Genomic DNA, 24,730 nt, shown 5'->3' with positions numbered 1-24,730 from the left:
TTAACTTGCAGTTAGCAACAGTTGCCGTGCGCTGTTGCGATGGTGTAAGCCCCCGAGGATTCGGACAGCTTCACAAGATTCCCATCGACACTAATCTGCGCGTAGATGGTACCTGTGCTTGCAGAGTTTTGAGCAGATAGGTAGAAGTGCTGGCCTTTGATCATGGGCATGGTCTTAGACCAGGGAAGCGTAACTGTCTGCTGCTCAGTACCGCCCTGATTGTTACTGTAGGTCAGGGACGCCTCAGTTGTCGCTATTCCAGTGACCGCGTACTCTACGTTATGTATAACTGCCTCTGTGTCGTTCGACTTCGTCTCTGTCCTAAGTACGCCATTGGCAATGCCGATAACCACAACTAGGCCGAGACCAATTTTAATCATCCCTGGCCCTTTCTTAACGTCGCTGCTTGATTTTTGGCTATGTGGATAATCCGTTGCGGAGAGCGCTGATAGTCGTTTGTCGTATTCGGCACGACGCTTATCATTTGATAAAACATCGTACGCTCCTCGTAGTTTGACAATGTTGTTATCTGCCTCGGGGTCTCCAGACTGCTTTAAGTTCTGCTGATAATCCAGTTTAGTTCTGTAAGCCTCCTCGATAGCGTCTGCAGTGGCGGATGGCTGAATGGCAAGTATGTCGTAGAGAGTCTTCTTCATTTCTCATGTCCTTTGTGCGCTGATTCCGGGGCGCGCTTGCAATGTTTGCCACTACGGTACCTCAATCACTCCTGCGTAAATTTGCCGGAGCTCAATGCGAACATCTGATCCGTGGTAGCTAAAGTCCCTATGCCAAAGCGCGGACTTTTCGATTGTCCAGCGCCTAACTAGCCCCTCGCAAAAGAGTTCGTCTCCTGAGTCTACAAAGCGGGAGCTAGGCTATAGCCAGAAAAACGAAAGGGGGCTTTTCTGTACTCATGCGCAGGGGGTATTTCCGCATTATCAGGCATGGCTAGAGGGCGTCGCAGTGAAGTGTTGCACTGTACAAAAATACACTATCAGAGGTTTGAGAATCCGAAAACTCTCGGCCGCTGGGGGTCTTTGCCTCCGCGTGTATGACCCGCCTTCAGGGGCCCCGGTGAGTCTGAATCTCTGCGGCGACTGCGCTAACTATGCGGTAACTGTGAGTCGCCGCACCTGACGCAGGCAGGGGCGGGGGGCGGCGCGACTCCCCCCATACCCCCCTAGTTGCCGCGCCGCGCGCACTGGGGTGCTGCGGCGACTGCGCTAAGTTGAGTCAGCGCATAGTCGCCGCAGTCCCTAGAACAGCCTAGACAGGTCGATGGCTGCTCGCCCAGCTGCCGAGACCTTCCAACTTTCCGTCTTGTGCCTGCTGCTGTTCCGCCCCTGCTCGCGCACCAGAAGGCCGGCACGTTCTGCGTCGCGCAAGATACCTCCTAGCTGATCCTTCTTAAGCCGCTTCGGGAAGCTGGGCTGCTGGTGTAATAACTTCCACGCGTTGTATGGGGAGTGGGTCGAGTACGATACGACCTCTCCACGGTCTTGATACTCGGCGAGCAGTGAAAGCACCGCGTCTCGATCATCTGTGCCGCTAGCCCATCGCCCGCCGCCCTCTGCCAGCGTCAGAACGCCACTGTCCGACCAGCACAGCCCAATCGGTTCCGCCCTCTTCCCGAAGTTGGACTTTTGGTGTTCTAGGATGAGAGCATTGTGCTCATCTGCCTTTAGGAATAGTCGGCTTCGGGCTGAGTTATGCCAGGCGGTACTTCCGGAGTAACCTTCCGATCCGCCCGATCTGGCAGTGGTCTTATCGATATGGACGAGTAGCAGGACAGCGCCCGCCTGTTCCCGCACGAGTTTGGCTAGGGAACGGATGAACCCTCTAACCTGACTGCGAGCATTCTCGTCGGCTGCATATACGTCGGACGCGTTGTCGATAATCAAAACGTCATATTTTGCGCCGATCACCTTCAGCTCCGCATACCCATTGGTTGGGACTCCCGCGCGCGTGCCGTTCGCGAGCATTTCCGCGTACAGAGTCGGATCGTCCTCAGTTGCATCCAGAACCGTGAGCCACCCATCCAGCTCGGACTCGCCGATAGCATACTGTTCGCAAATTTTCGCCAATCGCCACCGAACGATTCCGCCGTCGTCCTCACCGCTAACCACTAGCACCTTGGCGCGCTTCGTCACTTTACCCATGAAGGGCCGGCCCGTTGCCATACTCACTGCGGCAATCAAACCCAGCATTGTCTTTCCGGTGCCGCCGTGTGCACCGAGCAAGGTTACGACCTTGGCGGGGAGAAGATCCTCGATCCAGAACTCCGGTGCAGGTGGCGGTGCATCGGTCAGGCCGGCGAGGGAGACCAGCTTGAACCTTGCCGCAGGCTCGTTGCTACTCGCCGGTTGCATTACGCCAACGGCGCGTGGGTTGGTCCAGCCTGCTGCCTGCGCGCGCGAAAAAATGGCGGCGTACCCGGTAGACGTTGGGCGGAATCCCAGCCATTTACGCTCTGCCTGCTCGGGGTTGAAGCGTGGATCTACAGCGGACCAGTCGAACCACAATTGCTTTCCCTCACCGCACAATTGGGGATCGGCTAGAGCCTGCCCGCAGGCAATCCACGTTGCGTAGTCACTGGCAAGGGGGCTTAGGTGCTCCAGGGCGCTTTTGAGGTCGGCAAGGACGTCTGGCGCTAACGGTACGATGAAACCGTCCTGAGGGGATTTCAGCTGGCTTTCTGAGCCCTTGGGGGGATGGAACAACTCCGCATACATGGAGATGAACGGCCGAAGGTCGGCGGGAGGTTCATCCCGTACTACTTCGCCTGAAAAGCTGAAGTAGCGCTTGCCGCAGTAGGCCTCCACGCCCGCATGAGCGGTATTGGCGAACGACGGCCCGTAACCGATGCTATGCAGGCCGTCGCCGCCGATGGAGGTTTCAACATAACCTGGAAGGGTTTCAGCAAGCTCTGCGAGGTCAGGGCGGAGTGAGATGTGATCGAGATCGATCCCTTGCCAGCAGCCAGCCCCGTCTGGCCCCAGCGAAAAGCCGAGCCCGGCAAGGTCGGGGCGCGTGGGCTGCAGGCGCTGCAGTGCCTCCTGGGCTTCGGCGTAGGTCACAAGGCGCGCAACATCCTCGGGTCCGTCTAGTTCGCCCCGGCGGGGCGTTCCATCTGCATACACGGGCTTCTTGTCGGAGGCTCGGAGCAGCCAGCGGCGAGCAGCTTTCATGCTGGCAAGGGTAGAGGTGGCAGCGGTCGGGATAGGGGCGTTCATGCTTCGCCCTCCAGGATATACCCCGGATTGTCGAACCAGGGGCCGCAGTGGCTATTCCGATGACCATACGAGCTAGGCTGATCCGCCCCTCCGCCTCCGTGAAAATGTCGGCAGTGGCAGTAGGGACAGGTGTCAATGATGAGGTCCCATACACCGTCGCAGCCTCGAACCGCCCTCGCCGGCACTTGTGGCGCTGGGCCGGTGGTCTGAATCGGCCCATTCTGCCGGAGGTTTTCGTCGAGCTTGCTAAGTGCCGCAGGGGTGAATTGTTCGCCGCGGCGGGGGCGCTTGATCCCTGCCAGAGCGTCGTTCAGGCTGGGCTTGTTTTTCGTTTTGCTATCGGTAAAATGTCTCATGGCTTCGTTCCAAGAAGTTGAAGGTTGTTTCGACAAGAGCCCGGTTGCCGCCGGGCTTTTGCCATTCACAGGCAGGCCTCTTTGATTAGGGTATAAAGAGCGATACGGGTGCGCCGACCGCTGCTGGTCAGGGTGTGATCCCAGATCGTATCGATTCGGTGCCCCGCTTCTCGCGATTCGCAGATCCGCATAGCGCGGTGAGCAATGTCGAGTTCCATTCGTGCGTGGAACGTTGAGACTGACCCCTGCCGGAGCGCATCCAGCAGCCGAGTGGTTTGAGGGCGACTCACCTCTGCACCTGTACGGCAGGGAAGGCAAGGCGCCCGTTCCGGAGCTTCCGTGGGGTCACGCCGAAGTAGTCGCCGAACAGGCAGAGGCGTGTTCTAACCGTTGCTGGCTTGACTTGATTAAGGGCGGCAAAGTCTTTGCAGGAGAGTTCGTACCTCAGATCGGTGCTCATGGCATCCTCCAGTGCCTGGGCTGGGCAAATGCCCTGCGCATCAGGTTGAAGGATTGTATTTAGGCGTATAGATGGAAGTCACTATAGCCTGAGTTAACGGAGCAGCCCGACGCTGTGGGGTTGGTGCCAGAGCTTTAGGTCCTTCTAGTTCGTCCATGGGCTCCACGGCGACCCTGCCAATACCACCTGCTTAAAGAGCGTCCAAGTCGCCTGTGTTCGCTAGGCTTGCCAGTATCAGGCCACGACCCGCAAGCACATCTTTCCTTCGCCCGGTTGTTCGATGCCAGCCTGCTCCAGAATCCAGGCCTCGATTTTCACGTGCCACATGCGCAGAAGGTCCAGGGGGCGGCGGCGGTAGTGCTTCTCAGCGGTTGCGCTGGGCTTGTGGCCCATGATCTGCGCGACGATGCCGGCAGGCACCTCCACCCACTCGGCCAAGGTGCCAAAAGAGCGGCGCAGGCCGTGAATGGACAGGGGCGGTAGCCCAGCTGAAGCCAGTGCCTTGTTGTGGGCGTTACGCGGTTCCTGCAGGCGTCCGTCCTTGGCGGTAGGGCTCGAAAACACCCACTTATTCCTGCGCGGCAAGGAAGCCAGTAGGGCGGCAACGTAGGGGGTCAGCGGGATGGTGCGCTCGCCTTCGACCTTGTCCTTGATGGCGATGGATTTCCATTGGAAATCCACATCAGCCCACTGGATGCCGGCCACCTCCTCGCGGCGGGCACCGGTAAGCAGGGCCGTCTGCAGGTAAGCGGCGATCACCGGGTTGTGGATCTGTCGAACATGAGCGAACCATAGCGCCACCTGCTCGCGCTGCAGACAGTCGTCCTTGGCCGCTTTCTTTGGCTGCTGGTCCTTCAAGCCCTTGGTTTCGCAGATACCCTTGGCTGTTTGATTCTGGTACTCGGGGCGGTCGGCGCACCAGTTGAGGAAGGCACGAAGGCGGACGAAGGCGTTATTGGCCTGAGTAGGGCGCTTGGCGAGCTCGGGCTTGAACCACTCGCCAACCGTTTCGCTGTTGATTTTCGATAGCGGAAGGGCAAGAAGCGGAATCAAGGCGCCCGGCAGTGTGGTGTCGCCTTCACCTTGCTTGCGCCCCCGCGTTTTCGGCTTCCCGCCGGGGGCGGACAGGCGCTGATGATCGAGGAGGGTGCGAGGGCTCCACTTCACTTTTCGAGCCTCAAGGTAGGCGTCCCAAGCCTCCAAGGCAGGCAAGTGTCGCCGCCGATCCTCTTCACGCTTGGCTTCAAGGGCGGCGAGTTTATCCGCCTTTTCTTGGCGGGGATCAGTGCCTTGATCGACTAAGGTTTGAAGGCGGCGGGCTTCTGCTCGTGCGCTCTCTAGGCTCCAAGCCCTCACATCGCCAACCGTCACGCGGATCGTTCGGCGGTTCAGCTTGGCTTCAAACACAAACGATTTCGCCCCTGTGGTCGCGCGTACGGCAAGGCGGGGGGCGTCGGTGTCCCACAAGAATGCCTGCTTGGCGTTAGGCGGGCAGGAAAATCGGCTGATGCGTTCGAGCGTTAGGCGTTCGCGCTGCATGAAGAATGGCCCTCGGTTGGCTACATGGACCGCCCGTGTAGCCACTGTGTAGCCAAATTCTACCTATACAGATGAACGGAAATCAATGCCAAAATTTCGTAATTTACTGATTGATAAGTAAAATTTAGCTATGGCTAAGTAGAGGTGCATCCAGGTAAATACCATTACCTTCGATTTCGTAATGCGAAGGTCACCAGTTCGATTCCGGTCAGCGGCACCAACACAAAATAAATCAGCCTGTTACGCGAGAGCGTCACAGGCTGTTTTATTTTCTGGATACCCCGGACAGGCTCTCGTTTCATCCCCGCCGGTTTGCGTGCGGCTGGGGGGGCTTCGGCAGCCCGGGGGAGGGGGCTGCCGAGGGCTTGGTCGATCAGGCCGTCAGTTCGAGCAGCTTGCTGAAGGCTGTGGCGAACTGGGCGAGGCCTTCCTGCTGGAGGCGTTCGCCGAGTGCGTTCAGGTTGATGCCAAGGGCGCTCAGGGCGGCGATGTGGGCGCTGGCGGCGTCGATGTCGCTGGTCACCGTGTTGCCGCTGACCGTGCCGTGGTCCAGGAAGGCGGCGAGGGTGGCGTCGGGCAGGGTGTTGACGGTTTCCGCGCCGATCAGGGGTTCGACGTACATCAGGTCGGGGTAGGCCGGGTTCTTGGTGCCGGTGCTGGCCCACAGCATGCTCTGGGTGCGTGCCCCGCGGGCGGCGAGGGCGGCAAAGCCGGAGCCGTGGAAGCGGGCCAGGTAGTGCTGGTAGGCCTGGCGGGCGAGGGCCACGCCGGTCTTGCCGCGCAGGGCCAGGGCCGCATCGCTGCCATTTTCTTCGAGCAGTTTGTCCACCAGGGTCTCCCAGCGGGACAGGAACACGCTGGCGACTGAACGCACCTTGCTCACATCACCACCCCTGGCGGCCAGGGCTTCCAGGCCGCGCTGGTAGGCGCCGGCGACAGCGTCCACGTGGGCGAGGGAGAACATCAGGGTGACGTTGAGGCTGAGCCCTTCACCGGTGAGGGTTTCAATGGCCCGGATGCCGGCTGCGGTGGCGGGGATCTTGACCAGCAGGTTGTCCCGGGCGACGGCGGCACGCAGGCGGCGGGCGGCGGCAACGGTGCCGGCTTCGTCGTCGGCGAGGGCCGGCGAGACTTCCAGGCTGACGTAGCCGGCGTCGCCCTGGCTGGCGTCGAAGACGGGGCGGATGGTGTCGCAGGCGCGCTGGACGTCTTCAACGACCAGGCGCTCGTAGCGCTGCTCGGCGCTCAGGTTCTCGCTGCGCATGGCGTCCAGGGCCGGGCGGTAGTCCTGCCCCTCGGCGATGGCCTTGTGGAAGATCGCCGGGTTGGTGGTCACGCCGGCCACGCCCTGCTCGATGTGCCGGGCAAGGTGACCTTCATTGATCAGGGAGCGGGAGAGGTTGTCGAGCCAGATTTGCTGGCCGGCAGCGCGAGCGGCTTGGATCGGATTCATGGACGAAGAACCTGGGTGCGATGAGGTGTGGAATGAACCTGACATTCTGGCGGAATCGGCAGGGGGATGAAAGGAAGTTTGTCAGGGGGGCGGCCAGTGGATCTCGAACTGCCCCGGCTGGCCGGTGGGCCGCGCCGCGCCACCGGCAATGGATGGCAGGCGGTTGAGGAATTCGGGTTCTCCCTTGAGGGTGCCCTTGAAACTGGGTGTGCGGCTTGGTGCAGCTTCGCCGCTGCCGTTGGCGATCACGTCGCCGGCAAGGGTGTGCAGGGTGTAGCGGAAGCGTCCGTCCCGGGCGGTGAGCTGGATCTCGTAGTCCCCGAACCTGCGCCCCGGGAACAGGGCGGCACGGGCGCCGCGCCAGAGCAGGCGGGCTTCGCCGCTGCAGGTGCCCGAGAGAGAGCAGCGCCAGGTGGGCGCCTCGATGCTGAGGTCCCCCTGCCAGCCGGCCCGGGCAACCGGGTGGGGAATGGGCATGAGGGCGGCGTCGGCGGGAGCGTGGAGCGTCAGCCCCGTCACCTCCAGCCCGGCGGGGCCGGCCTCGATGCGTCCGATCGGGGTGCCGCTGCTTGAGAAGGCCCATGCCGCCGCAAGCCGGGTAAGGGCGCCGGTGTCGAAATCCCAGGCCAGGGGCAGCCAGGGCGACAGGCTGCGACCACTGGCGTCACGGCTGGCCAGGATGCCGTGACCTTGCCACAGGGTGCCTTCGGCCCGCTGCAGGCGCAGGCCTTCGCCGGTGAAGTGGGCCAGCAAGCCGTCCACCAGGCTGGCCGGGGCCTTGGCCACCAGAAAACCCAGGCCCAGGGCCAGCACGATCAGCAGCTTTTTCAGCATGGTCGTTCAGGGGGCTGCGGGGCTGGCCAGCACTGCGTCCACGCTGGCAAGGCTGCCCTGGCGCTGGATCTCCATGCGCAGCAAGCGCAGGCCCTGATCTTTCTGAAGGGCCGCGAGCCAGGCCACCAGCTCGTCAAAGCGGGCCTCGCCCTTGATGTGCAGCCCCTCACCGCCACCCTGTACGCCGATGGTCAGGCCGCGGCTCTTGGCCGATGCCTGGACCGCCGTGAGCAGGGCGGGGCCGTCCGGGCGGGCGGCTTGCGGTGCCGTGCGCAGGCGGCTGATCTCGGTGGCGGCTTCCTGGACCTGGTTCAGGCTGGCTTCGGCGCGGGGCAGCCGGCGTGCCAGGCGTTGCCCCTCGGCGCGGCTCCAGTCGAGGAGGCTGACCGCTGCGCCGATCGCCACGACGGTGGTGGCGATCAGGACCAGGCGCTGCTCCCGGGGGCTGATGGCCTGCCAGCGCTGCGCGAGCTGGGCGATGGGGCCGGCGGAGGCGGTCTTGGTGTCTTTCATTGCAGGTTCTCCTGGCGCAGCAGCAGGTGGGTGGCGCTGCCCTCCTGGCGCAGGTTGGCGAGCAGGCCGCGGCTGCTCAGCAGCCCGACCAGGGCTTCGGCGCGGGCGGCGGCGGGGCCGCTCAGGGTCAGATCGAGGCGGCCTTCCTCGAAGCGCAGGGCGGCGATGCCGTCGGTGGCGTCCGTCCCCAGGGCTTCGGCCGCCTGGGCCAGCAGGGCCAGGGCGTCGTCATCCCGGAGCAGGCCGTGGCGGGCCCGCTCGGCGTTGAGTTGCTGGCGCATCTGGGCGGCGGGGGCGACGACCGGTGCGTTGGGGAAGGCGCTGCGATAGACGCGCTCGATACGCGATTCGAAGCCGCCCAGCACATGCCGCTGCCACAGCACCTCACCCACATTGGTAGCCAGCCACAGGCCCAGCGCGGTGGTGCCGAGCAGGGCGGGGGCGCGCAAGCGGCCGATCCATGCTGCGCCGCGATCACCGCTGGCGAACTCGCCGTGCAGCAGGTTGGCGGCCTGGCGTTCGTTTCCCTGCCACCACAGGTAGGGTGCGGCGGGGTGCAGCTCAAGGCCGCTTTCGGCCTGTGCGGCGGCGAGGTCGAGGGTGGGGCTGCCCGGTGCCAGGTGCAGGTCGAGCCGGGCAGGGGCTGCGTTGGCAGCCCGGGCGCTGGCCGCCTGGGCGGCCAGCAGCGGAATCAGGATGTCCCGGTCGAGGGCCAGCCCGGCACCCGTGCCGGTGCGCAGGATGGCGCCCTCGGCGGACAGGCTGAGATGCCAGCCGGCCTCGTCGGCGGGAGCCGTTTGCAGTTCGGCCACCACCCGGCGCGGCATCCGGCCGATGGCGGCAAACTGGGCCATCAGATTGCGCAGGCGCTCCCGGGCGATGACCAGCACCCCGGCCAGGTCGCGTTCGCCGTCATCGGCTGGGCTGCGGTGGCTGAGGGTCAGGTGCTGGGTGTCCGGGTCTTTCAGCAGCCGGTCTTCGAGGGCGTAGCTCAGCAGGCGCGGCAGGTCGCGCCGGGCGCCGCGGGGCAGCAGCACGTTCAGCCACAGGCACTGGGCCCCGGTCAGCACTACGCTGCATTCGTCGGCCGCGGGCCAGTGGCGGGGGGCGGAGTGCCCTTCGGAGAGGGGCTGGCCGTCGGGCCCGAGGAGCGCCCAGGGGCATTCGGGGCGGGTCGGCCAGTGTTCGTCGATGGCAAGGAGGAGGCGGGTCATAGCAGTTTCTGCCAAACGATGGTGGACCATTTCTGGCCCGTGGGGCGATACAGGAGGACTTCCATGCGCACCATGGACACGCCGAAGCGGGCGCGGCCGGTGGCCAGGAAGTGACGGCTCTGGACGTCCAGGCTGGTGGTGTTGGCGGGCAGCTCCCTGTCCTTGAGCCAGGCATCCACGCTGGCCACGCTGGTAAACCAGGCCCGGTTGCGTTCGACGGCCATGATGCGGGCGGTGTCCAGGGGCAGGTCGGCAATGGCGGCCGCCAGCACCTCCGGCGGGGCCGTGTTGACGTTGATCATGCTGTCGCTGCCCGGCAGCGCGGCCACGAAGGGACTCAGGCGGGCCACCAGGGCAGGCGTGAAGCCGCGCACCTGGGCCAGCTCGCCAACGCTGGCCAGGGGCCCGTTGGCCGGGCTGCGGGGGGGCTGCTGGGTGCCGTACCAGGACGATTCGGCGCCGCCGGGCAGGGTCGGGGTGTCGTCCCGGTCGAGCCAGTCGGTCAGGGCGTTGGCGAGATCCATGGCTTCCGACTTGCCCACCCCGACCAGCTCCAGGAGACGCAGGAACTGGTCACGCTCCAGGGGATCCTGGCCATCGATCCGGACCAGCTTGTTGAGGTTGATGCGGCTGGACAGATCCTGCAGTTCGCCGCTGACTTCACCTTCTTCAACGGGGGTCGGCGGCACCTTGACGGCCCAGGCCTCGCCCAGGTGGTCCACATTGCTGCGGCTGGCGTCCTCGGCGAGCACGTTGCGCGCCCAGTCCACAGCACCGCGGGCCAGCTGGCGGGCCTGGGCCTGGTCGTGGCGGCCGATGACCTGATCCATGGCCACCCCCAGATCGCCAACGGCGGCAGCGGCGATGCCGGCGACGAGGGCCACCGTGAGCAGGGCGAGTATCACCGCGGCGCCCTTTTGGGGGCCGGCAGCGGCAGGCGGGCGCATGCGGCGGATGGCCATCAGTGCAGGGCGATCAGTCGCGTGAGGGTGCCCACGTCGGCCAGGTCGAGTTCGAGGATGATGGCGTCCGGCAGCAGGCTGCGGCGGTCGGCCGGGGGCCAGGCGTCGGTCCGTACGTTGTCGAGCAGGAAACGCCAGCGCACGCCGCGCACGCCGTCGAGCAGGGGATCGACGCTGGGCTGGCCGAGGGCTTCGCGGCCACTCCAGCGCAGCCATTCGAGGCGCCCATCCACCAGGCGGAAGCCGACCCGGCGCACGCCGCGGGCATCGTCGAGGCGCAGGAACTGGAGCTCCGGCCCGCCGCTGGCCGTGCGGCCGAGGATCATGCCCGGTGCGGCCAGGCTGGCGCCTTCGGTCGGCAGGCTGGTACTTGATGCGGCCGGGGAGACGACCTGCTGCAGATCGGTGTCGATGCGCTGCATGCTACGGCCGATGGCCCGCCAGCGCTCGAAACCGGCCTCCAGGTGGGTGCGGCTGGTGGCCACCTCGGCGAGCCCGCGGTAGGACAGCACGCCCAGCACCGCGAAGATGGCCAGGGCCACCATCAGCTCGATCAGGGTCAGGCCGCGCTGGGCGGCTGCCAGGCGTTTCATCGCAGGGGGCGGGCCACGTAGCCGGTGAGGCGGGCGATGGCGTGGGTGTCGGATTCGGGGGCGAAGACGCTCACGTCCACCCGGCGGAACAGGGGGTTGGCTGTGGTCTTGACCTCCTCGCGCCAGCGGTAGGTTCGCCCGGCTTGGTCGGCCGTACCCTCGTTGGTGCCGGCGCCGGGCCAGGCGCCGGTGGCGCGCAGCTCGGCCAGCCGGTTTTCGGCCACCCAGTCGCCGATCAGGCGCTCACGCAGCTCGGCGGCGCTCTGGGCGGTGACGCCCATGGCACGGAAAGCGGCGGTCAGGGCGATGGCCAGGATGGCCAGGGCAACCAGGGTTTCCAGCAGGGTGAATCCACGGGCGCGGCCGGGCCCCCGCCTCATGAGGCAGTCCGGCCCGGCATCTGCAGCCGTACTTCACCGTTGGCCCTGCCGGTGAGGCGGGCTTCGCCGCCGGGGGTGGTGACACGCAATTCGTATTCCGGTGCCTGGGTGCCGAACTGCAGACGGGTGGCGCTGGTGTCGCTGCTCCCTTCCAGGCGCAGGCCGCTCCAGCCCATGCCGGCCGGCAGGGCCTTTTCGGTGAACACCGGGGGGTCGTTGAGGGGGCGCCAGTTGTCGTCGGGGTCGAGGGCCGAGAAGCGGTAGCCGTCGGAGAGCAGCTCCAGGGCAATCGGCCGGCCGCGTACCACGGCCCGGTCGGCGGTGGCTTCGAGCACCAGGCGCAGGCGCTTGAGGGCCTGGTCGATGTCGCGGCCGCGCAGGCTGTCCAGGCCCACACTGAGCCCGGTGGCCATGATGCCCATGATCACCAGCACGACCATCACCTCGATGAGGGTGAAGCCGGTGCTGCGCCGCCGTCGGGGCGCGGTGTTCATGGGCTGGAGAAGCACTACAGGCTCCAGGAGCCGATGTCGGCGTCGAAGCCCTCGCCGCCGGTCACGCCGTCGGCGCCGAAGCTCATCACGTCCACCTCGCCCTTGAGGCCGGGCATGACGTACTGGTAGGGCTTGCCCCAGGGGTCGAGGGGCAGCTTGTCCAGGTAGGACTTCCAGTTCTCGGGCACCGGGGCGGTGGTCGGCTTGGTGACAAGGGCCTGCAGGCCCTGCTCGGCGCTGGGGTAGCGGCGGTTGTCGAGCTTGTAGAGTTTGAGGGCCTGCATGACGGCCGAGATGTCCTGGCGGGCGGCAACCACCCGGGCTTCGTCCGGGCGGCTCATTACCTTGGGTACCACCAGGGCAGCAAGCACGCCGAGGATGACGATCACGACCATCACTTCGATCAGGGTGAAGCCGCGGCTGCGGCGCAGAGGTGTGTGCATCGTGGGTTCCTTACTTCATCAGGGTGTTGATTTCGATGATGGGCTGCATCACGGCCATGACAATGAGCAGCACGAAACCGCCCATGGCCAGCAGCAGCACCGGCTCGAGCAGGGCGGTGAGGGTGGCGGTGCGGTTTTCCAGTTCGGCCTGCTGCAGGCGGGCGGCGCGGTCGAGGAGCTCGTCGATGCGGCCGGTGGCTTCGCCGTTGGCCAGCATGTGGATGAGCAGCGGCGGAAACTGGCGGCTGGCACCGAGAGCCTTCGACAGGGGCTGGCCTTCGCGTACGCGCTCGGTGGCCGCCCCTACGGCGTCGGCCAGGGGCAGGCGACTGATCACCTGGCGGCCTGCATCAAGGGCGGCCAGCAGGGGAACGCCGCTGCCGGCGAGGATCGACAAGGTGCTGGCAAAGCGGGTGGCGTCGAGGGTGCGCAGATGCCGCCCGAGCACCGGCAGGCCGAGCAGCCAGGCGTCCCAGCGGCGGCGCAGGCTGGTGTCGCGCAGCGCACTGCGGCCGGCGAGCAAGGCGCCGACGATGGCCAGCACCATCAGCCAGCCCCATTCGCGCAGGAGGGTACTCACCACGATCAGGCTGCGGGTGAGGAGCGGCAGGGCCTGCTTGCCCTGCTGGAAAACGGACACCACCTGGGGCACCACATAGGTCATCAGGCCGACGATGACCAGCAAGGCCACGCTGGCGACGATGGCTGGGTAGAGCAGGGCCTGAAGGGTCTTGGTGCGCAGGGCGTGGCTGCGGTCCAGGTAGTCGGCGAGCTGGTTCATGACCTTGGCCAGCTCGCCGGATTTCTCGCCCGCCGCCACGGAGGCCCGGTACAGGGTGGAAAAGGCCTGGGGGTAGCGATCCAGGGCGGCGCGCAGGCTGTAGCCAGCCAGGATCTCGGAGCGCACGCCGGCCAGCAGCTGGCGGGTGCCCTCGGTTTCGGCCTGCTCGATGAGCGCCGCCAGGGCCTGCTCGACGGTGAGGCCGGAGGCCAGCAGGGTGGCCCACTGGCGGGTCAGCAGGGTCAGGTCGGCATCCCGGAGCTTGCGCCGGAGCGTCTTGTTGCCAGCGGCTCCGTGGGCCACCGAGGCCACCTCAAGCGGGTAGAGACCGCGCTCCCGCAGCAGGCCACGGGCGGCCTTGCCGGTGTCGGCTTCGATGACGCCGGCGGCTTCTTTGCCAGCGGCGTCGAGGGCGCGGTAGCGGAAGGCGGTCATTCGCGGGTGACGCGGAGCAGTTCTTCAGCCGAGGTCTGCCCGCTGGCCAGCAGGCGCAGGCCATCGTCACGCAGGCTGCGAGTGCCATGGGCCAGGGCGTGGGTTCGTAGCTGGGCTTCGTCGGCGCCCGTGTGGATCAGGCGCTGGAAGGCCTCGTCGGCGATGATGAGTTCGTAGATGCCGCTGCGCCCGGCGTAGCCGGTGCGGGTGCATTCCGGACAGCCGGTGGCGTGCCACAGCTCTGCCGGGGTATCGGGCCCGAGCAGTTCGCGGTCGGCTGCGCTGCTGGGGCTGGCACTGCGGCATGCCGGGCACAGCTTGCGCACCAGGCGCTGGGCAAGCACGCCGCGCAGAGTAGAGGCGAGCAGGAAGGGCTCGACCCCCATGTCCACCAGCCGGGTGACGGCCGAGGCGGCGTCGTTGGTGTGCAGGGTGGCCAGCACCAGATGGCCGGTGAGGCTGGCCTGCACGGCGATCTGGGCTGTCTCCAGGTCACGGATCTCGCCGATCATGATCACATCCGGGTCCTGGCGCAGGATGGCGCGCAGGGCTTTGGCAAAGCTCAGCTCGATGCGCGGATTGACCTGGATCTGGCCCACGCCGGGCAGGTCGTACTCCACCGGGTCTTCAACGGTGACGATGTTGCGGCGCTTCGCATCCATGCCCTGGAGGGCGGCGTAGAGGGTGGTGCTCTTGCCGGAGCCGGTGGGGCCGGTGACGAGGAGGATGCCGTGGGGTTCCTTGAGCAGCCCGGCGAAGGGCTTCACGGTGTCGGCAGCCATGCCCAGGCTGTCCAGGCTGCGCTGGCCGTTGCCCTTGTCGAGCAGGCGCAGCACGATGCGTTCGCCGTGGGTGGTGGGCAGGGTGGATACGCGCACGTCCACCTGGCGGCCGGCCAGACGCAGGGCGATGCGGCCATCCTGAGGCAGGCGCTTTTCGGCGATGTCCAGGCTGGCCATGATCTTGATACGCGAGGCCATGGCGGCGTGGAGCGCCCGGTGAGGCTGGGCTATGTCCACCAGCACGCCGTCGCGGCGGAAGCGCACCACCGAGTGGCGTTCATAGGGCTCGATGTGGATGTCGCTGGCCTGCTGACGCACCGCCTGGGTGAGCAGGGCGTTGATCATGCGGATGATGGGGGCGTCGTCCTGGGTGTCGAGGAGGTCCTCGACGGCCGGGAGTTCGGTCATCAGTTGGGTCAGGTCCACTTCCTGGCCCACATCGGCCACCACCTCGGCGGCGTTGTCCTCGGCGCCGGAGTAGGCCTCGGCCAGGCGCGCCTCGAAGGCGGCGCGGCCGACGCTTTCGATCTGCAGGGGCAGGCCCAGGCTGCGCCGCACCTCGGCCAGGGCCGTCAGGTCGGCGCCCTCGCGCATCAGCACCTCGGCGTGTTCGCTGCCCAGGCTGGCAACGAGCACACCGTGGGCCTTGGCGAAGGCGTAGGGCAGGGCGGGGGCGCTCATGGGGTGTAGGTGGGCGTGGCCTGCTGCTGTGCTGGCTGCACGTCGGGGCGAGGCAGGGGCTGGGTTTCCGGCGGGCGATTGTAGGGCACGGCCGGCGGCGGGCTGCCCGGCGGCGGGAGCTCGGGCGGGTTGGGTTCGCCACGCATCAGCGCCTCGGCCCGGTCGTTGGCACGCTGCTGACCGATCACGTAGTTGTACCGATCAGCAGAGATGCCCTGGATGCTGGCCGCGTCGCGCAGGATGACGGGGCGCAGGAAGACAATCAGGTTGGTCTTGCCGCGCTTGCGCGAGTCGTAGCGGAAAAACTGGCCGAGATAGGGTAGATCGCCCAGGAGCGGCACTTTCTCCTGGCCGCCGCTGTAGGTGTCTTCCACCAGACCGCCCAGGGCGATCATGCCGCCATCATCAACCAGTACGGTGGATTCGATGGAGCGCTTGGTGGTGGTGGGGCCGGTGGTGCTGGTGGCGGTGGAGTCGATCACCGAGGAGGCTTCCTGGTAGATCTGCAGACGCACCGTGCCACCTTCGGAGATTTGGGGCTTGACCTTGAGGGTCAGGCCGACGTCACGGCGCTCGACGGTGGTGAAGGGGTTGGCGGTGGCGGTGTTGCCGGTGGTGGCGTAGGTGCCGGTGACGAAGGGCACGTTGCGGCCGACGACGATCTTGGCTTCTTCGTTGTCCAGAGTGACGAGATTCGGCGTGGACAGGATGTTGGCCTTGGTGTCCGACTCAAGGAAGCGGGCCAGCATGTTGAGGTTGGCGATCTCGCGCCCACCGACGGTAATGGTGCCATTACCCAGCAGCAGGTTGAGACCGTTGCCGGGGAGGGTGGTGGCGCTGCTGGAGGCCAGGCTGGTAGCGAGGCTGAGGATGTTGTTGCCGCCGCTGTTGAAGGTGGTGCCGCCGAAGACCGCGGTAGAGCCCAGTTTGCCAGCCTGCCACTGGATGCCGATCTCGGCGGCCCTTTCGGTGCTGACTTCGGTGATCAGGGCTTCCACATAGACCTGGGCGCGGCGTCGATCAAGCTGGTCGATGACCTTGCGCAGGTTGTTGTAGATGGCGTCCGGGGCGGTGATGATCAGCGCATTGCTCATCGGGTCGGCCTGGACAATGCCGTTGCCGGTTGCGCCTGCGCCGCCTGTGGTCGTGCTGGAGTTACTGAAGGACGGGGTGCTGCCGACGCCGGAGCCCGTGCTGGTGTTACTGCCACTGGTGCTGCTGCTTGAACTGGGGGCAAAACTGCCGGTGGAGCTGTTGTTGCCGGTGCCGCCCTGGCCGGCGTTGCCGGCCTCACCGGAGAGCACCGCGCGCAGGGTCTGGGCCACCTTGGTGGCTTCGGCATTCTTCAAATACACCACATGGATGTTGCCGGCCGCGCCGGGCTGGTCCAGGTTGGCCACCAACTGCCGTACGGCGTTGAGTTTGGAGGGGTTCTCCGAGCGCACCAGCAGGCTGTTGGTGCGCGGGTCGCCGATCACCGAGACGCGTTGGCTGGCGTCACCACCAATGCCGGGGGTGCCACCGACGCTGCCGCTGCCGGTGTCGTTGAGCAGGCGGTTCACTGTCTGGGCTAGATCAAGCGCCGAGGCATGCTTGAGGCTGATGACCCGCATGTCGCCCTGGGGAACATCGATGGACTCGATGATGCGGGCAATGCGGCCGATGTTCTCGGCGTAGTCGGTGACCACCAGGGAGTTGTTGCCCGGGTAGGCTGTGACGGTGTTGTTGGGGGATACCAGTGGGCGGATCACCGGCACCAGCTGGGAGGCCGACTCATGGTGCAGGGTGAACACTTGGGTGGTGAGGCGGTCACCCCCGCCGGCGCCCTGGCCTTTGCCCACCGGCACGGCGTGCAGCTTGGCATCGGCTTCGGGAACGATCTTTGTCACGCCCTGGCCTTCGATCGCGGCATAGCCCTGCAGGCGCAGAGCCGAAAGCAGGATGGAGTAGCTCAGGCTGCGTGGCACCGGGCGGGCGGTGACGATGTTGAGAGTGCCCTTGACCCGCGGGTCCACCACGAAGTTGCGCCCGGAGATCCGGGATATTGCCTGGATCACCGCGCCGATCTCGGCATTCACGAAGTTGAGGGACACCGTTTCCCCCGTGCCGGCCTCGTTGGCCAGGGCCGGTGCGGCCGGCAGGGCGAGAGGCAGGGCGACGGTGGTGGCGAGACAGGCGGCGAGGAGCCGGCGGGCGAACCCCGGGTTGCAGCGGGCGTGTTTCATTGGCTGGGGACGGGTTGGACCTGAAAGCCGGCGGGAAGGCCGATGGGCGCGGGGCGTGGGCCCGAGTCCGGTGCTTCGGTATTGTTTTCGGTGATGGGGGGGGCTTGCAGCTGGGGCAACTGGGCAATGCCGGCTGGCCCGGGGCCGTTACCGGGTGGGGTGCCAAGGCTGCCCCGATCGGTGAGCATGACGGTCTGGGTGCTGCTGCCGGTGGTGATCTGGATGCTGTCGGCCAGAACCTTGGCAAGACGTACGCCGGGGTGGAACTCCTGGCCCTCGACGACACCCTGCTGGGGGCCGCCGTCAATGCTCAGCACGGCCCAGCCCGGGCGGCCACCGCTGCCCGTCACTATGGCCTGCAGGGCATAGCGGCCGGACGCGGCTATGGCCGGGCCTGCGGTGCTGGTGCCAGTGGCGGTGTTGCCCATCAGGTGCCGGCTGGCAATGGCCTGGGCGGCGAGCTGCGGGTCACTGGGGCTGGCCACCGGCAGGGCCGGGGCGCGGGGTGCGCTGAAACGCCAGAACAGATCGGCTCCGACCCAGGCTGTGACCGACAGGGCCACCGCCCAGGCAAGCACGGGGCCGATGCGCATGGCGGACTGCCAGCTGAGGCGGGTTGGGTCGAGACGGTGGGAAAGCTTCATCGGGCGCGCAACACAAAAGACCGTCAATCTTATCCGGCCTGTGTTACGGGCGAAAGCACTGAGTTGTCGCAGGGGAGGGGTGGGCCGCAGCGCGGGCAGCGGCCCGGAGGGCTCAGGCGCTCATGCCGACGACAAGGGAGGCGCTGTAACCGTTGGTGGGCGTACCGCTGATGGAGGCCATCTGCAACTCGGTGCCATCGCTGAAAACGTTGTCGGTGGCGAAGCTGATGCCAGCCAGGTTGGCGGCGCTGCTGGCATAGCCCGAAGTGGCGTAGACCTCACTGCAGGTGGCAGTGGGAAAGGCGATCTGGGATGTCCTGAGCTTGTTGCCGGAGCCGGTGGCGCTGGCCAGGGTGGGGTAGATCTCGAAGTGCATGTGGGGCATGCGGCCGGCGTAGCAGCCGGGAAAGATGGTGAGGAAGGTGGCCTTGCCGTTGCTGTCGGTCACCTGCACGCCACGCAGGAAGTTCTCGCCGGTGACGCCAGTGCTGTACATGGAGTAGAGGCCGTCGCGGGTGCAGTGCCACAGGTAGATGGCGTAGCCGGACAGGTTGGCGCAGCTGGAGGCGGTGTTGACCAGTTGCAGGGTGAGGGTGAGGGGAATGCCGGCGGCGACACCGCTGGCGCCGGCCACGCTGCTGCGGATGTCGCTGCGCACGATGCCCGACAGGCTCAGGGCGTTGGCGATGCCATTGCTGTTGTAGTTGGAGCCATCTCCCGGGTAGGGGCCGGCGGTTTCTTCGGGAATGATGCTGCAGCTGGAGACGGTGCTGCTGTTGTCACTCGAACCGGTGGAACTGCCCACGCCGCCGATGCTGATCTCGGCACCGCCACCACAGGCGGCAAGTGGGGTGGCGGCACCCGCCATCAGCCAGCGCAGCATCCGGCGGCGGTCGGCGGCGGTGCGCAGGAGGGTGTCCAGATCGGTGGCGAGGGCGGGGCGATGGGCGGGCATTGGGGGCTCCGGGGCTGGGTTGCGGGTTGGAGCCGAGTATAGGCAGGGGCGACGTTAAGGCCCGTTGCCCGGGCGTTAAGGGATGTAAAGGGCCGGCGCTTGGGCCGGGCCCCAGCCCAGGGTGTCGATGACCCGGGCGAAGTCGCCGTCCACAGGGGCGTGCAGGTCGAGGGGGCGCCCATCCACGGGGTGAAGCAGCTGCATCCGGGTGCAGGCCAGCAGCATGCGATGGCTGCCGAACAGTTCCTGAAACAGGCGGTTGTGGCGGCCCTTGCCGAAGGTGGCGTCGCCGATGATGGGGTGGGCCAGGTGCTTGAGGTGGCGGCGGAGCTGATGGCGCCGGCCGGTGAGGGGGTTCAGCTCGACCAGGGCATAGCGGCTGGTGGGGTAGCGATCGACGGCGTGGGGCAGCTCGCAAGTGGCCAGCCGGCGGTAGTCGGTGACGGCGGCCTGGGCCTCGTCGGTGCTGCGGCGGTCCACCCACTCGGCGTCGTCGCGGCGGCGGGTCAGGGGGTGGTCGATGCGGCCGGCTTCGGGCGGGTGGCCCCGCACCACGGCCAGGTAGGTCTTGGTGACTTCCTGGCGCTCGAACTGCCCGCCCAGGGCGCGGGCGGTGTCCTTGTCGAGGGCAAACACCAGCACGCCCGAGGTGCCCCGGTCGAGGCGGTGGGCGGGGTGCACATGGCGCCCCAGCTGGTCGCGCAGCAGCTGGACGGCAAAACGGGTTTCGTGGCGATCAAGCTCGCTGCGGTGCACGAGCAGCCCGGAGGGCTTGTGGATGACGACCATGTGGTCGTCCTGATAGAGGATGGGGAGCATGGCCGGGAGGATAACCGGCTTGCCGGTGCCGGGTGGCGCTTCCGTGGCATTGTGCACATGAACAAAATCAGGGTGACTGGGTCATACTCGCCCTATGCAAGTTACTCAGCCTATGACTCCGGACCACGTGATGGGGTGCATTCATGCCGCCCTCCCTCCCTCCCGCCATCAGCAGAAGAATCTGCCGGGCCTGGCCAGACGGCTGTCTGCCCTCATCCACGCCGACCACCTCCCCGACCGGATGGATGCCTGGCTGGCCCTCAATGCCTGGTTGTCGGGGGGCAAGCTGTGGGACGACGTGTATATCGACTCCGCCGACGTCCATGGTTCGGCGACTCAGCGGTTTGCCGTGCTGATGGATGTGCTGGCCGCCAACCCGCCCCTGGCGGCCGCATTGCGCCGGGCCTTGCGGGCCATCCTCGACGAAACCGAGGGGGCGAACCTTTTCGGAGAGGTCGGGATCCCCAGTGACAGGGGCTTCCTGTCGGAACTGGGGGACCGCACGACTTCCAAGCTCATTCCGTCACCCCGGGACGATCATGATCTCGGGCATCTGATGAGCCGCAGCTACCCCAATCGGCGCGACCTGACCCTGATCCGCGGGCTGCAGCCGTCCACCCTGCAGCGGGCGGTGGACCTGTTCTTTCCCAAAGATGAGCCGGAGATGACCGCAGCGCTGGAGCGAGCGATGGCAGACGGCTTCCGCCTGCTGCTGGCCCGCGTCCAGGGGCAGGGGCTGTCCCTCAAGCTGCGGGCGCGCAGCCAGCCGGGGCCTGTCGCCCGCTCGCCTTTCAAGCGTCTGGCCCAAAGTGGTGAGAATCTTGTGTGTGCGTGGGAGCAGGGGCGCATTTCAGGGGCTCTGCTGGAGATCTGGGGGGGCGATGTGGTGGCTTGCCGGGAGGAGATGCAGATGATCTCCACACGCCTGGAGTCCGAAGGTATCAGTGTTGATATTGTTTATGGTCTGGATGTGCTCGACCGCTGCCTGGGGCGTATGGAGGCCATCGTGGCGGTCATGAGCACCGGTCGTGAGGCCCCCGGGCCGGTGCTGGCCCTGCTCCGGCAGTTGGCATATGCGGCCCACGACAGCGCCAGCCTGCGCCACCTGGTGCGCAGCAACCTGCGACGCCTGCAGCGGCGGATTGTTGATCGGGCTGGGGAGACCGGCGAACACTATATTGCTGACAACCCGGGGGAGTACCGGCACATCTGGGTTGCCGCCGCAGGCGGCGGCCTGCTGACGGTGGGCACCGCGGCCATGAAAATGGCCATTGCCGGTGCCGGCCTGGCTTTGTTCATGGAGGGGCTCGCTTCGGGTGTCAATTATGCAGTGAGCTTCCTCCTTCTCCAGGCCTTCGGCCTCATGCTGGCTACCAAGCAGCCGGCGATGACCGCGGCCGCCTTCGCGGCCATCATCCGGGACCGCAAAGGGGCCGAGCGCCTCGACGTGATCGTCGATTACGCGGCCTGCATCTGCCACTCCCAGCTGGCTGCGACCATCGCCAATGTGGTGGTGGTGGCCAGTGGTGCCTACGCTTTCGATGCCACCTGGCAGTGGGTTACGGGGCATTCTTTCCTCAGCTACGCCGAAGCTACCTATGTGTTCCACGCCCTGAGCCCGGTGGATAGCGGAACCGTTTTTTATGCCGCGCTGACCGGCTGCGTCCTGTATGCGGCGGCGCTTATCGGCGGCTGGGTAGACAACTGGGCGGTGTATCACCGGCTGCCCCAGGCCATCGCCGAGCATCGGCTGGGTAACCGTTTCGGCCGCCTGCGCATGATCCGGCTGGCGGGGGTTGTGTCCCGCAACATGTCGGGCTGGGCTACCAACGTGTCTCTGGGGCTGATGCTGGGCATGATGCCGGTGCTCGGCAAGTTCTTCGGTCTGCCTCTGGATGTGCGTCACGTCACCCTCAACTCGGGCATCTTGAGCCTCGCCACCTCGGCCCTGGAGGTGGAATGGGTGGGCACGGGCCTGCTGTCCCTGGCCATTCTCGGGGTGGCGGTGATGTTCGTGCTCAATCTCGGGGTCAGCTTTGCCCTATCCCTGTGGACTGCAGTGCGTGCCTACAACCTCTCCCGGGACGATCTGCGCGAGCTTCGGCGGCGCTTGTGGCTCCGGCTGCGCACGCGTCCGCGGGATTTCCTCATGCCGCCGCGCCGTCTGGGCGCAGCTACCGCCTCCACTCACTAGCCGACGAGGTTTGGGCGGACTCAAGCTTGGGCCCCGGGCGCCGTTAATCCAGCACAACACCGACACCTCCCCGCGCCTTGCAGGGAGATGTCGCGTGAGCCTGACGTCCCCGAGTCCTGCTGCGGCCCGCGCCGCATGAGAGTTCAGCATGAACGCGCCAGACCGAAACCTGCACGTGAAAGCACCCGGCGTGAGCGAGCTCGCGCGTATCGTCCGGGTCAATGAAGAGATCAAGGCCATCGTATCCACGGCCTTCCGCATCAATCTGATGGCGCTTAACGCGATCTTCCTGGCCAAACGGGCGGGCAACGCGGCTCTTGGCTTCGGGGTGCTCTCCAATGAGTTGCGACGCTTTGCCCAGGAGCTGACCCGGCACATGGCGACTTTGCGGGACATGACCTCCGGTTCGGTGGGTAGCGTGACCGGCGTGGTTCAGCAGCAGCGCACATCGGCAATTCTGGCCGAAGCCATTCGCCTTAGTGGTGACGGCGTGCCGGGCGTGCGGGAGGCACGGCGGCGTGGTGCGACACGGTTGGCCGAGCAGCAGGCCTGCCTGCGATCCCTGGACCTGCGCCTGCGTTCGGCGGTGGAGGAGACTCAGCAGCTTGTGGAGCTGGGAGGCGTGCTGGCCCGTTCGGCCAAGATTGAGGCCGCCTATGGCGGCACCTTCAGCCCGGCGTTGATGCAGGTTTCGACAGATTTTGCGGAAGTGATCGCCCAGATCAAGCGGTCGCTGGAAGTGCTCGGCAAGGAACGCCTCGTAAAGGACTAGGAAACAATGAAGCAGGCCCACTGCATCTACCAGGAAGACGATCACCGCTGGTTTGCCATCGCCCGCGATGCGTCCAAGCCCGGCTACATCATTGATACCAACGAATACGTTGTGGTGAATGGCGACGAAGCCCTGCTGTGTGATCCGGGCGGCATCGAGATATTTCCTGCGGTGTTCTCGGCGCTTTCGGCCGAGTGCGATCCGACCCGCCTGGCCGGCATCTTCTCCTCTCACCAGGATCCGGACATCATCTCGTCCTTGGCCTTGTGGCTGGAGTTCAAGCCCGATCTCAAGTGTTACACCAGCTGGCTTTGGCAGTCCTTCCTGCCCCACTTTGGAGGCCAGGACAGCACCTTCATCCCCATTCCGGATCCGGGCATGACCATCCGTCTGGGTGGATTGGAGCTGCAGGCCATTCCGGCCCACTACCTGCACTCGTCGGGCAACTTCCACCTCTACGACCCGAAGGCCAAGATCCTGTTCTCCGGGGACGTGGGCGCGGCCCTGCTGCCGGCGGATCACAACGGCTTGTTCGTCGAGGACTTCTCCCGTCATATCCGTCATGCCGAAGCTTTCCACAAGCGCTGGATGGGCTCCGACCGGGCCAAGCGCGACTGGTGCGAGCGGGTCTCCCGCATGGAGATCGACATGCTGGTGCCCCAGCACGGGGCGATCTACCAGGGGGGCGACGTGCAGCGCTTCATCAACTGGTTTGCTGCACTGGAAGTCGGCGTGCTACGGGGATAAAGTCGAGGGCCCGCGATGGCGGGCCCGGCGTGACGATGGGCGTGTCGCCGGAACACTCTATCCGAGGCGACATGTATCTGGCTCTCAAGCACTTCCACATCACCTGCGTGGTTCTCAGTATCGCCGGCTTCACCCTGCGGGGCTGGTGGTCGATCACCGGGTCAGCCTTGCTGCGGGCCCGACTGACCCGCGTCGCGCCTCATATCGTCGATTCCTGCCTGTTGGCCAGCGCCATTGCTCTGGCCTGGATGGCGGGTTTTGTCCCGTTCGTGGATGGCTGGCTGACGGCCAAGATCTTCGGTCTGCTGGCCTACATCGGCCTCGGCGCCATCGCCCTCAGGCCCGCCAGGCCGCGCCGCCAGCGCGTGCTGGCCCTTGTCGGCGCGCTGGCGGTGTACGCTTACATCGTTTCGGTGGCCATCACCAAGAACCCGCTCGGCTGGCTGGCCCTGGCCTGAGATTCAGGCCGTGTGGTGATTGAGGATGCGCTTGAGCCCCGGCGTGTCCAGGATGCGGATGTGCTTCTGCTGAACCGCCACCAGGCCTTCTTCCTGGAAGCGTGAGAAGGCCCGGGAGACGGTCTCGAGCTTGAGCCCGAGGTAAGAACCGATTTCGTCCCGGGTCATGCGCAGGTGGAATTCGGAAGGCGAAAAACCCCGGACCGTGAAGCGCTGGGACATGTTGAGCAGGAACGCGGCGAGGCGTTCTTCGGCCCGCATCGAGCCGAGCAGCATCATGACTCCGTGGTCACGGACGATCTCGCGGCTCATGATCTTGTGGAACTGGTGCTGGAGGCTCTCCACCTGCCGCGACAGCTCTTCAAGACGTCCGAAAGGGATAACGCAGACTTCGCTGTCTTCCAGTGCAATCGCGTTGCACGAGTGCTCTTCGGAGCTGATGCCGTCGAGGCCCAGCACTTCGCCGGTCATCTGGAAGCCGGTGACCTGGTCGCGACCATCCTCGAGGATCACGTCGGTCTTGAAGGAGCCTGCCCGGATAGCGTAAATGGCTTCGAAGGGATCGCCTGAACGGTAAAGATGCTGCTGCCGCTTGATTTTGCGGCGGCTGCCGACGAGCTCGTCGAGCTGGTTGACTTCTCCCGGGTCAAGCCCGAAAGGAAGGCACAGTTCCCGCAGGTTGCACTGGGAGCAGGCCGTCTTGATCTCCACCACCGTCACCGGTACTACCGATTTCATCTGCACGCGCAATCACCTGAACTTT

Annotated in this window: 25 protein-coding genes; 4 read left to right on the top strand and 21 right to left on the bottom strand. The window is 65.9% G+C overall.

Translation table 11 applies throughout. The features are described 5' to 3' along the window. Positions 1-11: 11 nt before the first annotated feature. The 20 genes from PHI64_RS00385 to PHI64_RS00295 all read right to left on the bottom strand — a co-directional run bounded on the left by PHI64_RS00385 (position 12) and on the right by PHI64_RS00295 (position 19,796). Positions 12-656, bottom strand: coding sequence for a J domain-containing protein (locus tag PHI64_RS00385; protein WP_299876853.1), 645 nt, complete (start codon positions 654-656; stop codon positions 12-14). A 600-nt stretch (positions 657-1,256) separates the two neighbouring features. Further along, positions 1,257-3,233 (bottom strand): AAA family ATPase, encoded by a 1,977-nt coding sequence (locus PHI64_RS00380; RefSeq protein ID WP_299876850.1) that lies wholly within the window; start codon positions 3,231-3,233, stop codon positions 1,257-1,259. 421 nt (positions 3,234-3,654) lie between these two features. Beyond that, on the bottom strand, positions 3,655-3,879 hold the full coding sequence (locus PHI64_RS23545; RefSeq protein WP_366945104.1) for a helix-turn-helix domain-containing protein: 225 nt from the start codon (positions 3,877-3,879) through the stop codon (positions 3,655-3,657). Further along, positions 3,876-4,049 (bottom strand): hypothetical protein, encoded by a 174-nt coding sequence (locus tag PHI64_RS00375; protein WP_299876847.1) that lies wholly within the window; start codon positions 4,047-4,049, stop codon positions 3,876-3,878. Before PHI64_RS00375 ends, PHI64_RS23545 begins: the two co-directional genes overlap by 4 nt. Before the next feature lie 234 nt (positions 4,050-4,283). Beyond that, positions 4,284-5,588 carry a site-specific integrase gene (locus PHI64_RS00370; RefSeq protein WP_299876844.1) on the bottom strand — a complete coding sequence of 435 codons (1,305 nt, stop codon included), beginning with the start codon at positions 5,586-5,588 and terminating at the stop codon, positions 4,284-4,286. A gap of 373 nt (positions 5,589-5,961) precedes the next feature. Next, positions 5,962-7,041: a transaldolase gene (tal, locus tag PHI64_RS00365; protein WP_299876841.1), complete on the bottom strand. Its 1,080-nt coding sequence runs from the start codon at positions 7,039-7,041 to the stop codon at positions 5,962-5,964. Positions 7,042-7,122: 81 nt separating this feature from the next. Then, entirely contained in the window at positions 7,123-7,875 is a 753-nt protein-coding gene (gspN, locus tag PHI64_RS00360) for a type II secretion system protein N (RefSeq protein ID WP_299876838.1), read from the bottom strand. 6 nt (positions 7,876-7,881) lie between these two features. Then, positions 7,882-8,388, bottom strand: coding sequence for a type II secretion system protein GspM (gene gspM / locus PHI64_RS00355; protein WP_299876836.1), 507 nt, complete (start codon positions 8,386-8,388; stop codon positions 7,882-7,884). Next, the gene (gene gspL / locus PHI64_RS00350) at positions 8,385-9,602 is read right to left on the bottom strand and encodes a type II secretion system protein GspL (RefSeq protein ID WP_299876833.1); all 1,218 of its coding nucleotides are present in this window, start codon (positions 9,600-9,602) and stop codon (positions 8,385-8,387) included. The genes gspM and gspL overlap by 4 nt, the downstream gene beginning before the upstream one ends. Then, on the bottom strand, positions 9,599-10,564 hold the full coding sequence (gene gspK, locus PHI64_RS00345) for a type II secretion system minor pseudopilin GspK (RefSeq protein WP_299876830.1): 966 nt from the start codon (positions 10,562-10,564) through the stop codon (positions 9,599-9,601). Before gspK ends, gspL begins: the two co-directional genes overlap by 4 nt. Continuing rightward, entirely contained in the window at positions 10,564-11,157 is a 594-nt protein-coding gene (gene gspJ / locus PHI64_RS00340) for a type II secretion system minor pseudopilin GspJ (RefSeq protein ID WP_299876827.1), read from the bottom strand. Before gspJ ends, gspK begins: the two co-directional genes overlap by 1 nt. Then, on the bottom strand, positions 11,154-11,537 hold the full coding sequence (gene gspI, locus PHI64_RS00335; RefSeq protein WP_299876825.1) for a type II secretion system minor pseudopilin GspI: 384 nt from the start codon (positions 11,535-11,537) through the stop codon (positions 11,154-11,156). Before gspI ends, gspJ begins: the two co-directional genes overlap by 4 nt. Then, positions 11,534-12,046 carry a GspH/FimT family pseudopilin gene (locus PHI64_RS00330; protein ID WP_299876822.1) on the bottom strand — a complete coding sequence of 171 codons (513 nt, stop codon included), beginning with the start codon at positions 12,044-12,046 and terminating at the stop codon, positions 11,534-11,536. The genes gspI and PHI64_RS00330 overlap by 4 nt, the downstream gene beginning before the upstream one ends. Beyond that, the gene (gene gspG / locus PHI64_RS00325) at positions 12,046-12,474 is read right to left on the bottom strand and encodes a type II secretion system major pseudopilin GspG (RefSeq protein WP_299876819.1); all 429 of its coding nucleotides are present in this window, start codon (positions 12,472-12,474) and stop codon (positions 12,046-12,048) included. The genes PHI64_RS00330 and gspG overlap by 1 nt, the downstream gene beginning before the upstream one ends. Before the next feature lie 10 nt (positions 12,475-12,484). After that, complete coding sequence (gspF, locus tag PHI64_RS00320; protein WP_299876816.1) at positions 12,485-13,690, bottom strand: type II secretion system inner membrane protein GspF; 1,206 nt, start codon at positions 13,688-13,690, stop codon at positions 12,485-12,487. Then, the gene (gspE, locus tag PHI64_RS00315; protein ID WP_299876813.1) at positions 13,687-15,153 is read right to left on the bottom strand and encodes a type II secretion system ATPase GspE; all 1,467 of its coding nucleotides are present in this window, start codon (positions 15,151-15,153) and stop codon (positions 13,687-13,689) included. The genes gspF and gspE overlap by 4 nt, the downstream gene beginning before the upstream one ends. Beyond that, positions 15,150-17,378 (bottom strand): type II secretion system secretin GspD, encoded by a 2,229-nt coding sequence (gene gspD / locus PHI64_RS00310; RefSeq protein ID WP_299876811.1) that lies wholly within the window; start codon positions 17,376-17,378, stop codon positions 15,150-15,152. The genes gspE and gspD overlap by 4 nt, the downstream gene beginning before the upstream one ends. Next, a complete protein-coding gene (locus PHI64_RS00305) occupies positions 17,375-18,022 on the bottom strand; it encodes a type II secretion system protein N (RefSeq protein WP_299876808.1) in 648 nt (215 codons plus the stop codon). The genes gspD and PHI64_RS00305 overlap by 4 nt, the downstream gene beginning before the upstream one ends. Positions 18,023-18,134: 112 nt before the next feature. Continuing rightward, complete coding sequence (locus PHI64_RS00300) at positions 18,135-18,977, bottom strand: intradiol ring-cleavage dioxygenase (protein WP_299876803.1); 843 nt, start codon at positions 18,975-18,977, stop codon at positions 18,135-18,137. Positions 18,978-19,052: 75 nt separating this feature from the next. Then, a complete protein-coding gene (locus PHI64_RS00295; RefSeq protein ID WP_299877303.1) occupies positions 19,053-19,796 on the bottom strand; it encodes a tRNA pseudouridine(65) synthase TruC in 744 nt (247 codons plus the stop codon). 130 nt (positions 19,797-19,926) lie between these two features. Between PHI64_RS00295 and PHI64_RS00290 the strand changes: the two genes are divergently transcribed. The 4 genes from PHI64_RS00290 (at position 19,927) to PHI64_RS00275 (ending at position 23,967) form a co-directional block, all read left to right on the top strand. Continuing rightward, a complete protein-coding gene (locus tag PHI64_RS00290) occupies positions 19,927-21,990 on the top strand; it encodes a hypothetical protein (RefSeq protein WP_299876800.1) in 2,064 nt (687 codons plus the stop codon). A gap of 148 nt (positions 21,991-22,138) precedes the next feature. Next, positions 22,139-22,762 carry a chemotaxis protein gene (locus PHI64_RS00285; protein WP_299876797.1) on the top strand — a complete coding sequence of 208 codons (624 nt, stop codon included), beginning with the start codon at positions 22,139-22,141 and terminating at the stop codon, positions 22,760-22,762. A 6-nt stretch (positions 22,763-22,768) separates the two neighbouring features. Next, positions 22,769-23,509, top strand: a complete 741-nt coding sequence (locus tag PHI64_RS00280) for an MBL fold metallo-hydrolase (protein WP_299876794.1) — start codon at positions 22,769-22,771, stop codon at positions 23,507-23,509. Between the two features lie 71 nt (positions 23,510-23,580). After that, positions 23,581-23,967, top strand: coding sequence for a SirB2 family protein (locus tag PHI64_RS00275; RefSeq protein ID WP_299876791.1), 387 nt, complete (start codon positions 23,581-23,583; stop codon positions 23,965-23,967). A gap of 3 nt (positions 23,968-23,970) precedes the next feature. Here PHI64_RS00275 and fnr read toward each other — a convergent pair whose 3' ends face one another. Then, complete coding sequence (gene fnr / locus PHI64_RS00270) at positions 23,971-24,705, bottom strand: fumarate/nitrate reduction transcriptional regulator Fnr (protein ID WP_299877299.1); 735 nt, start codon at positions 24,703-24,705, stop codon at positions 23,971-23,973. Positions 24,706-24,730 lie beyond the last annotated feature (25 nt).

Origin of the sequence: Zoogloea sp. (assembly GCF_028689785.1) — a bacterium.
In the GTDB taxonomy this organism is placed as follows: domain Bacteria; phylum Pseudomonadota; class Gammaproteobacteria; order Burkholderiales; family Rhodocyclaceae; genus Zoogloea.
This window is presented reverse-complemented; position numbering and strand designations above follow the sequence as displayed.

Excerpts from the sequence above, each read along its gene's own strand:
- PHI64_RS00385 (WP_299876853.1), bottom strand. The coding sequence starts at position 656 with ATGAAGAAGACTCTCTACGACATACTTGCCATTCAGCCATCCGCCACT.
- PHI64_RS00380 (WP_299876850.1), bottom strand. The coding sequence starts at position 3,233 with ATGAACGCCCCTATCCCGACCGCTGCCACCTCTACCCTTGCCAGCATG.
- PHI64_RS00375 (WP_299876847.1), bottom strand. The coding sequence starts at position 4,049 with ATGAGCACCGATCTGAGGTACGAACTCTCCTGCAAAGACTTTGCCGCC.
- PHI64_RS00370 (WP_299876844.1), bottom strand. The coding sequence starts at position 5,588 with ATGCAGCGCGAACGCCTAACGCTCGAACGCATCAGCCGATTTTCCTGC.
- tal (WP_299876841.1), bottom strand. The coding sequence starts at position 7,041 with ATGAATCCGATCCAAGCCGCTCGCGCTGCCGGCCAGCAAATCTGGCTC.
- gspN (WP_299876838.1), bottom strand. The coding sequence starts at position 7,875 with ATGCTGAAAAAGCTGCTGATCGTGCTGGCCCTGGGCCTGGGTTTTCTG.
- gspM (WP_299876836.1), bottom strand. The coding sequence starts at position 8,388 with ATGAAAGACACCAAGACCGCCTCCGCCGGCCCCATCGCCCAGCTCGCG.
- gspL (WP_299876833.1), bottom strand. The coding sequence starts at position 9,602 with ATGACCCGCCTCCTCCTTGCCATCGACGAACACTGGCCGACCCGCCCC.
- gspK (WP_299876830.1), bottom strand. The coding sequence starts at position 10,564 with ATGGCCATCCGCCGCATGCGCCCGCCTGCCGCTGCCGGCCCCCAAAAG.
- gspJ (WP_299876827.1), bottom strand. The coding sequence starts at position 11,157 with ATGAAACGCCTGGCAGCCGCCCAGCGCGGCCTGACCCTGATCGAGCTG.
- gspI (WP_299876825.1), bottom strand. The coding sequence starts at position 11,537 with ATGAGGCGGGGGCCCGGCCGCGCCCGTGGATTCACCCTGCTGGAAACC.
- gspG (WP_299876819.1), bottom strand. The coding sequence starts at position 12,474 with ATGCACACACCTCTGCGCCGCAGCCGCGGCTTCACCCTGATCGAAGTG.
- gspF (WP_299876816.1), bottom strand. The coding sequence starts at position 13,690 with ATGACCGCCTTCCGCTACCGCGCCCTCGACGCCGCTGGCAAAGAAGCC.
- gspE (WP_299876813.1), bottom strand. The coding sequence starts at position 15,153 with ATGAGCGCCCCCGCCCTGCCCTACGCCTTCGCCAAGGCCCACGGTGTG.
- gspD (WP_299876811.1), bottom strand. The coding sequence starts at position 17,378 with ATGAAACACGCCCGCTGCAACCCGGGGTTCGCCCGCCGGCTCCTCGCC.
- PHI64_RS00305 (WP_299876808.1), bottom strand. The coding sequence starts at position 18,022 with ATGAAGCTTTCCCACCGTCTCGACCCAACCCGCCTCAGCTGGCAGTCC.
- PHI64_RS00300 (WP_299876803.1), bottom strand. The coding sequence starts at position 18,977 with ATGCCCGCCCATCGCCCCGCCCTCGCCACCGATCTGGACACCCTCCTG.
- PHI64_RS00295 (WP_299877303.1), bottom strand. The coding sequence starts at position 19,796 with ATGCTCCCCATCCTCTATCAGGACGACCACATGGTCGTCATCCACAAG.
- PHI64_RS00290 (WP_299876800.1), top strand. The coding sequence starts at position 19,927 with ATGGGGTGCATTCATGCCGCCCTCCCTCCCTCCCGCCATCAGCAGAAG.
- PHI64_RS00285 (WP_299876797.1), top strand. The coding sequence starts at position 22,139 with ATGAACGCGCCAGACCGAAACCTGCACGTGAAAGCACCCGGCGTGAGC.
- PHI64_RS00280 (WP_299876794.1), top strand. The coding sequence starts at position 22,769 with ATGAAGCAGGCCCACTGCATCTACCAGGAAGACGATCACCGCTGGTTT.
- PHI64_RS00275 (WP_299876791.1), top strand. The coding sequence starts at position 23,581 with ATGTATCTGGCTCTCAAGCACTTCCACATCACCTGCGTGGTTCTCAGT.
- fnr (WP_299877299.1), bottom strand. The coding sequence starts at position 24,705 with ATGAAATCGGTAGTACCGGTGACGGTGGTGGAGATCAAGACGGCCTGC.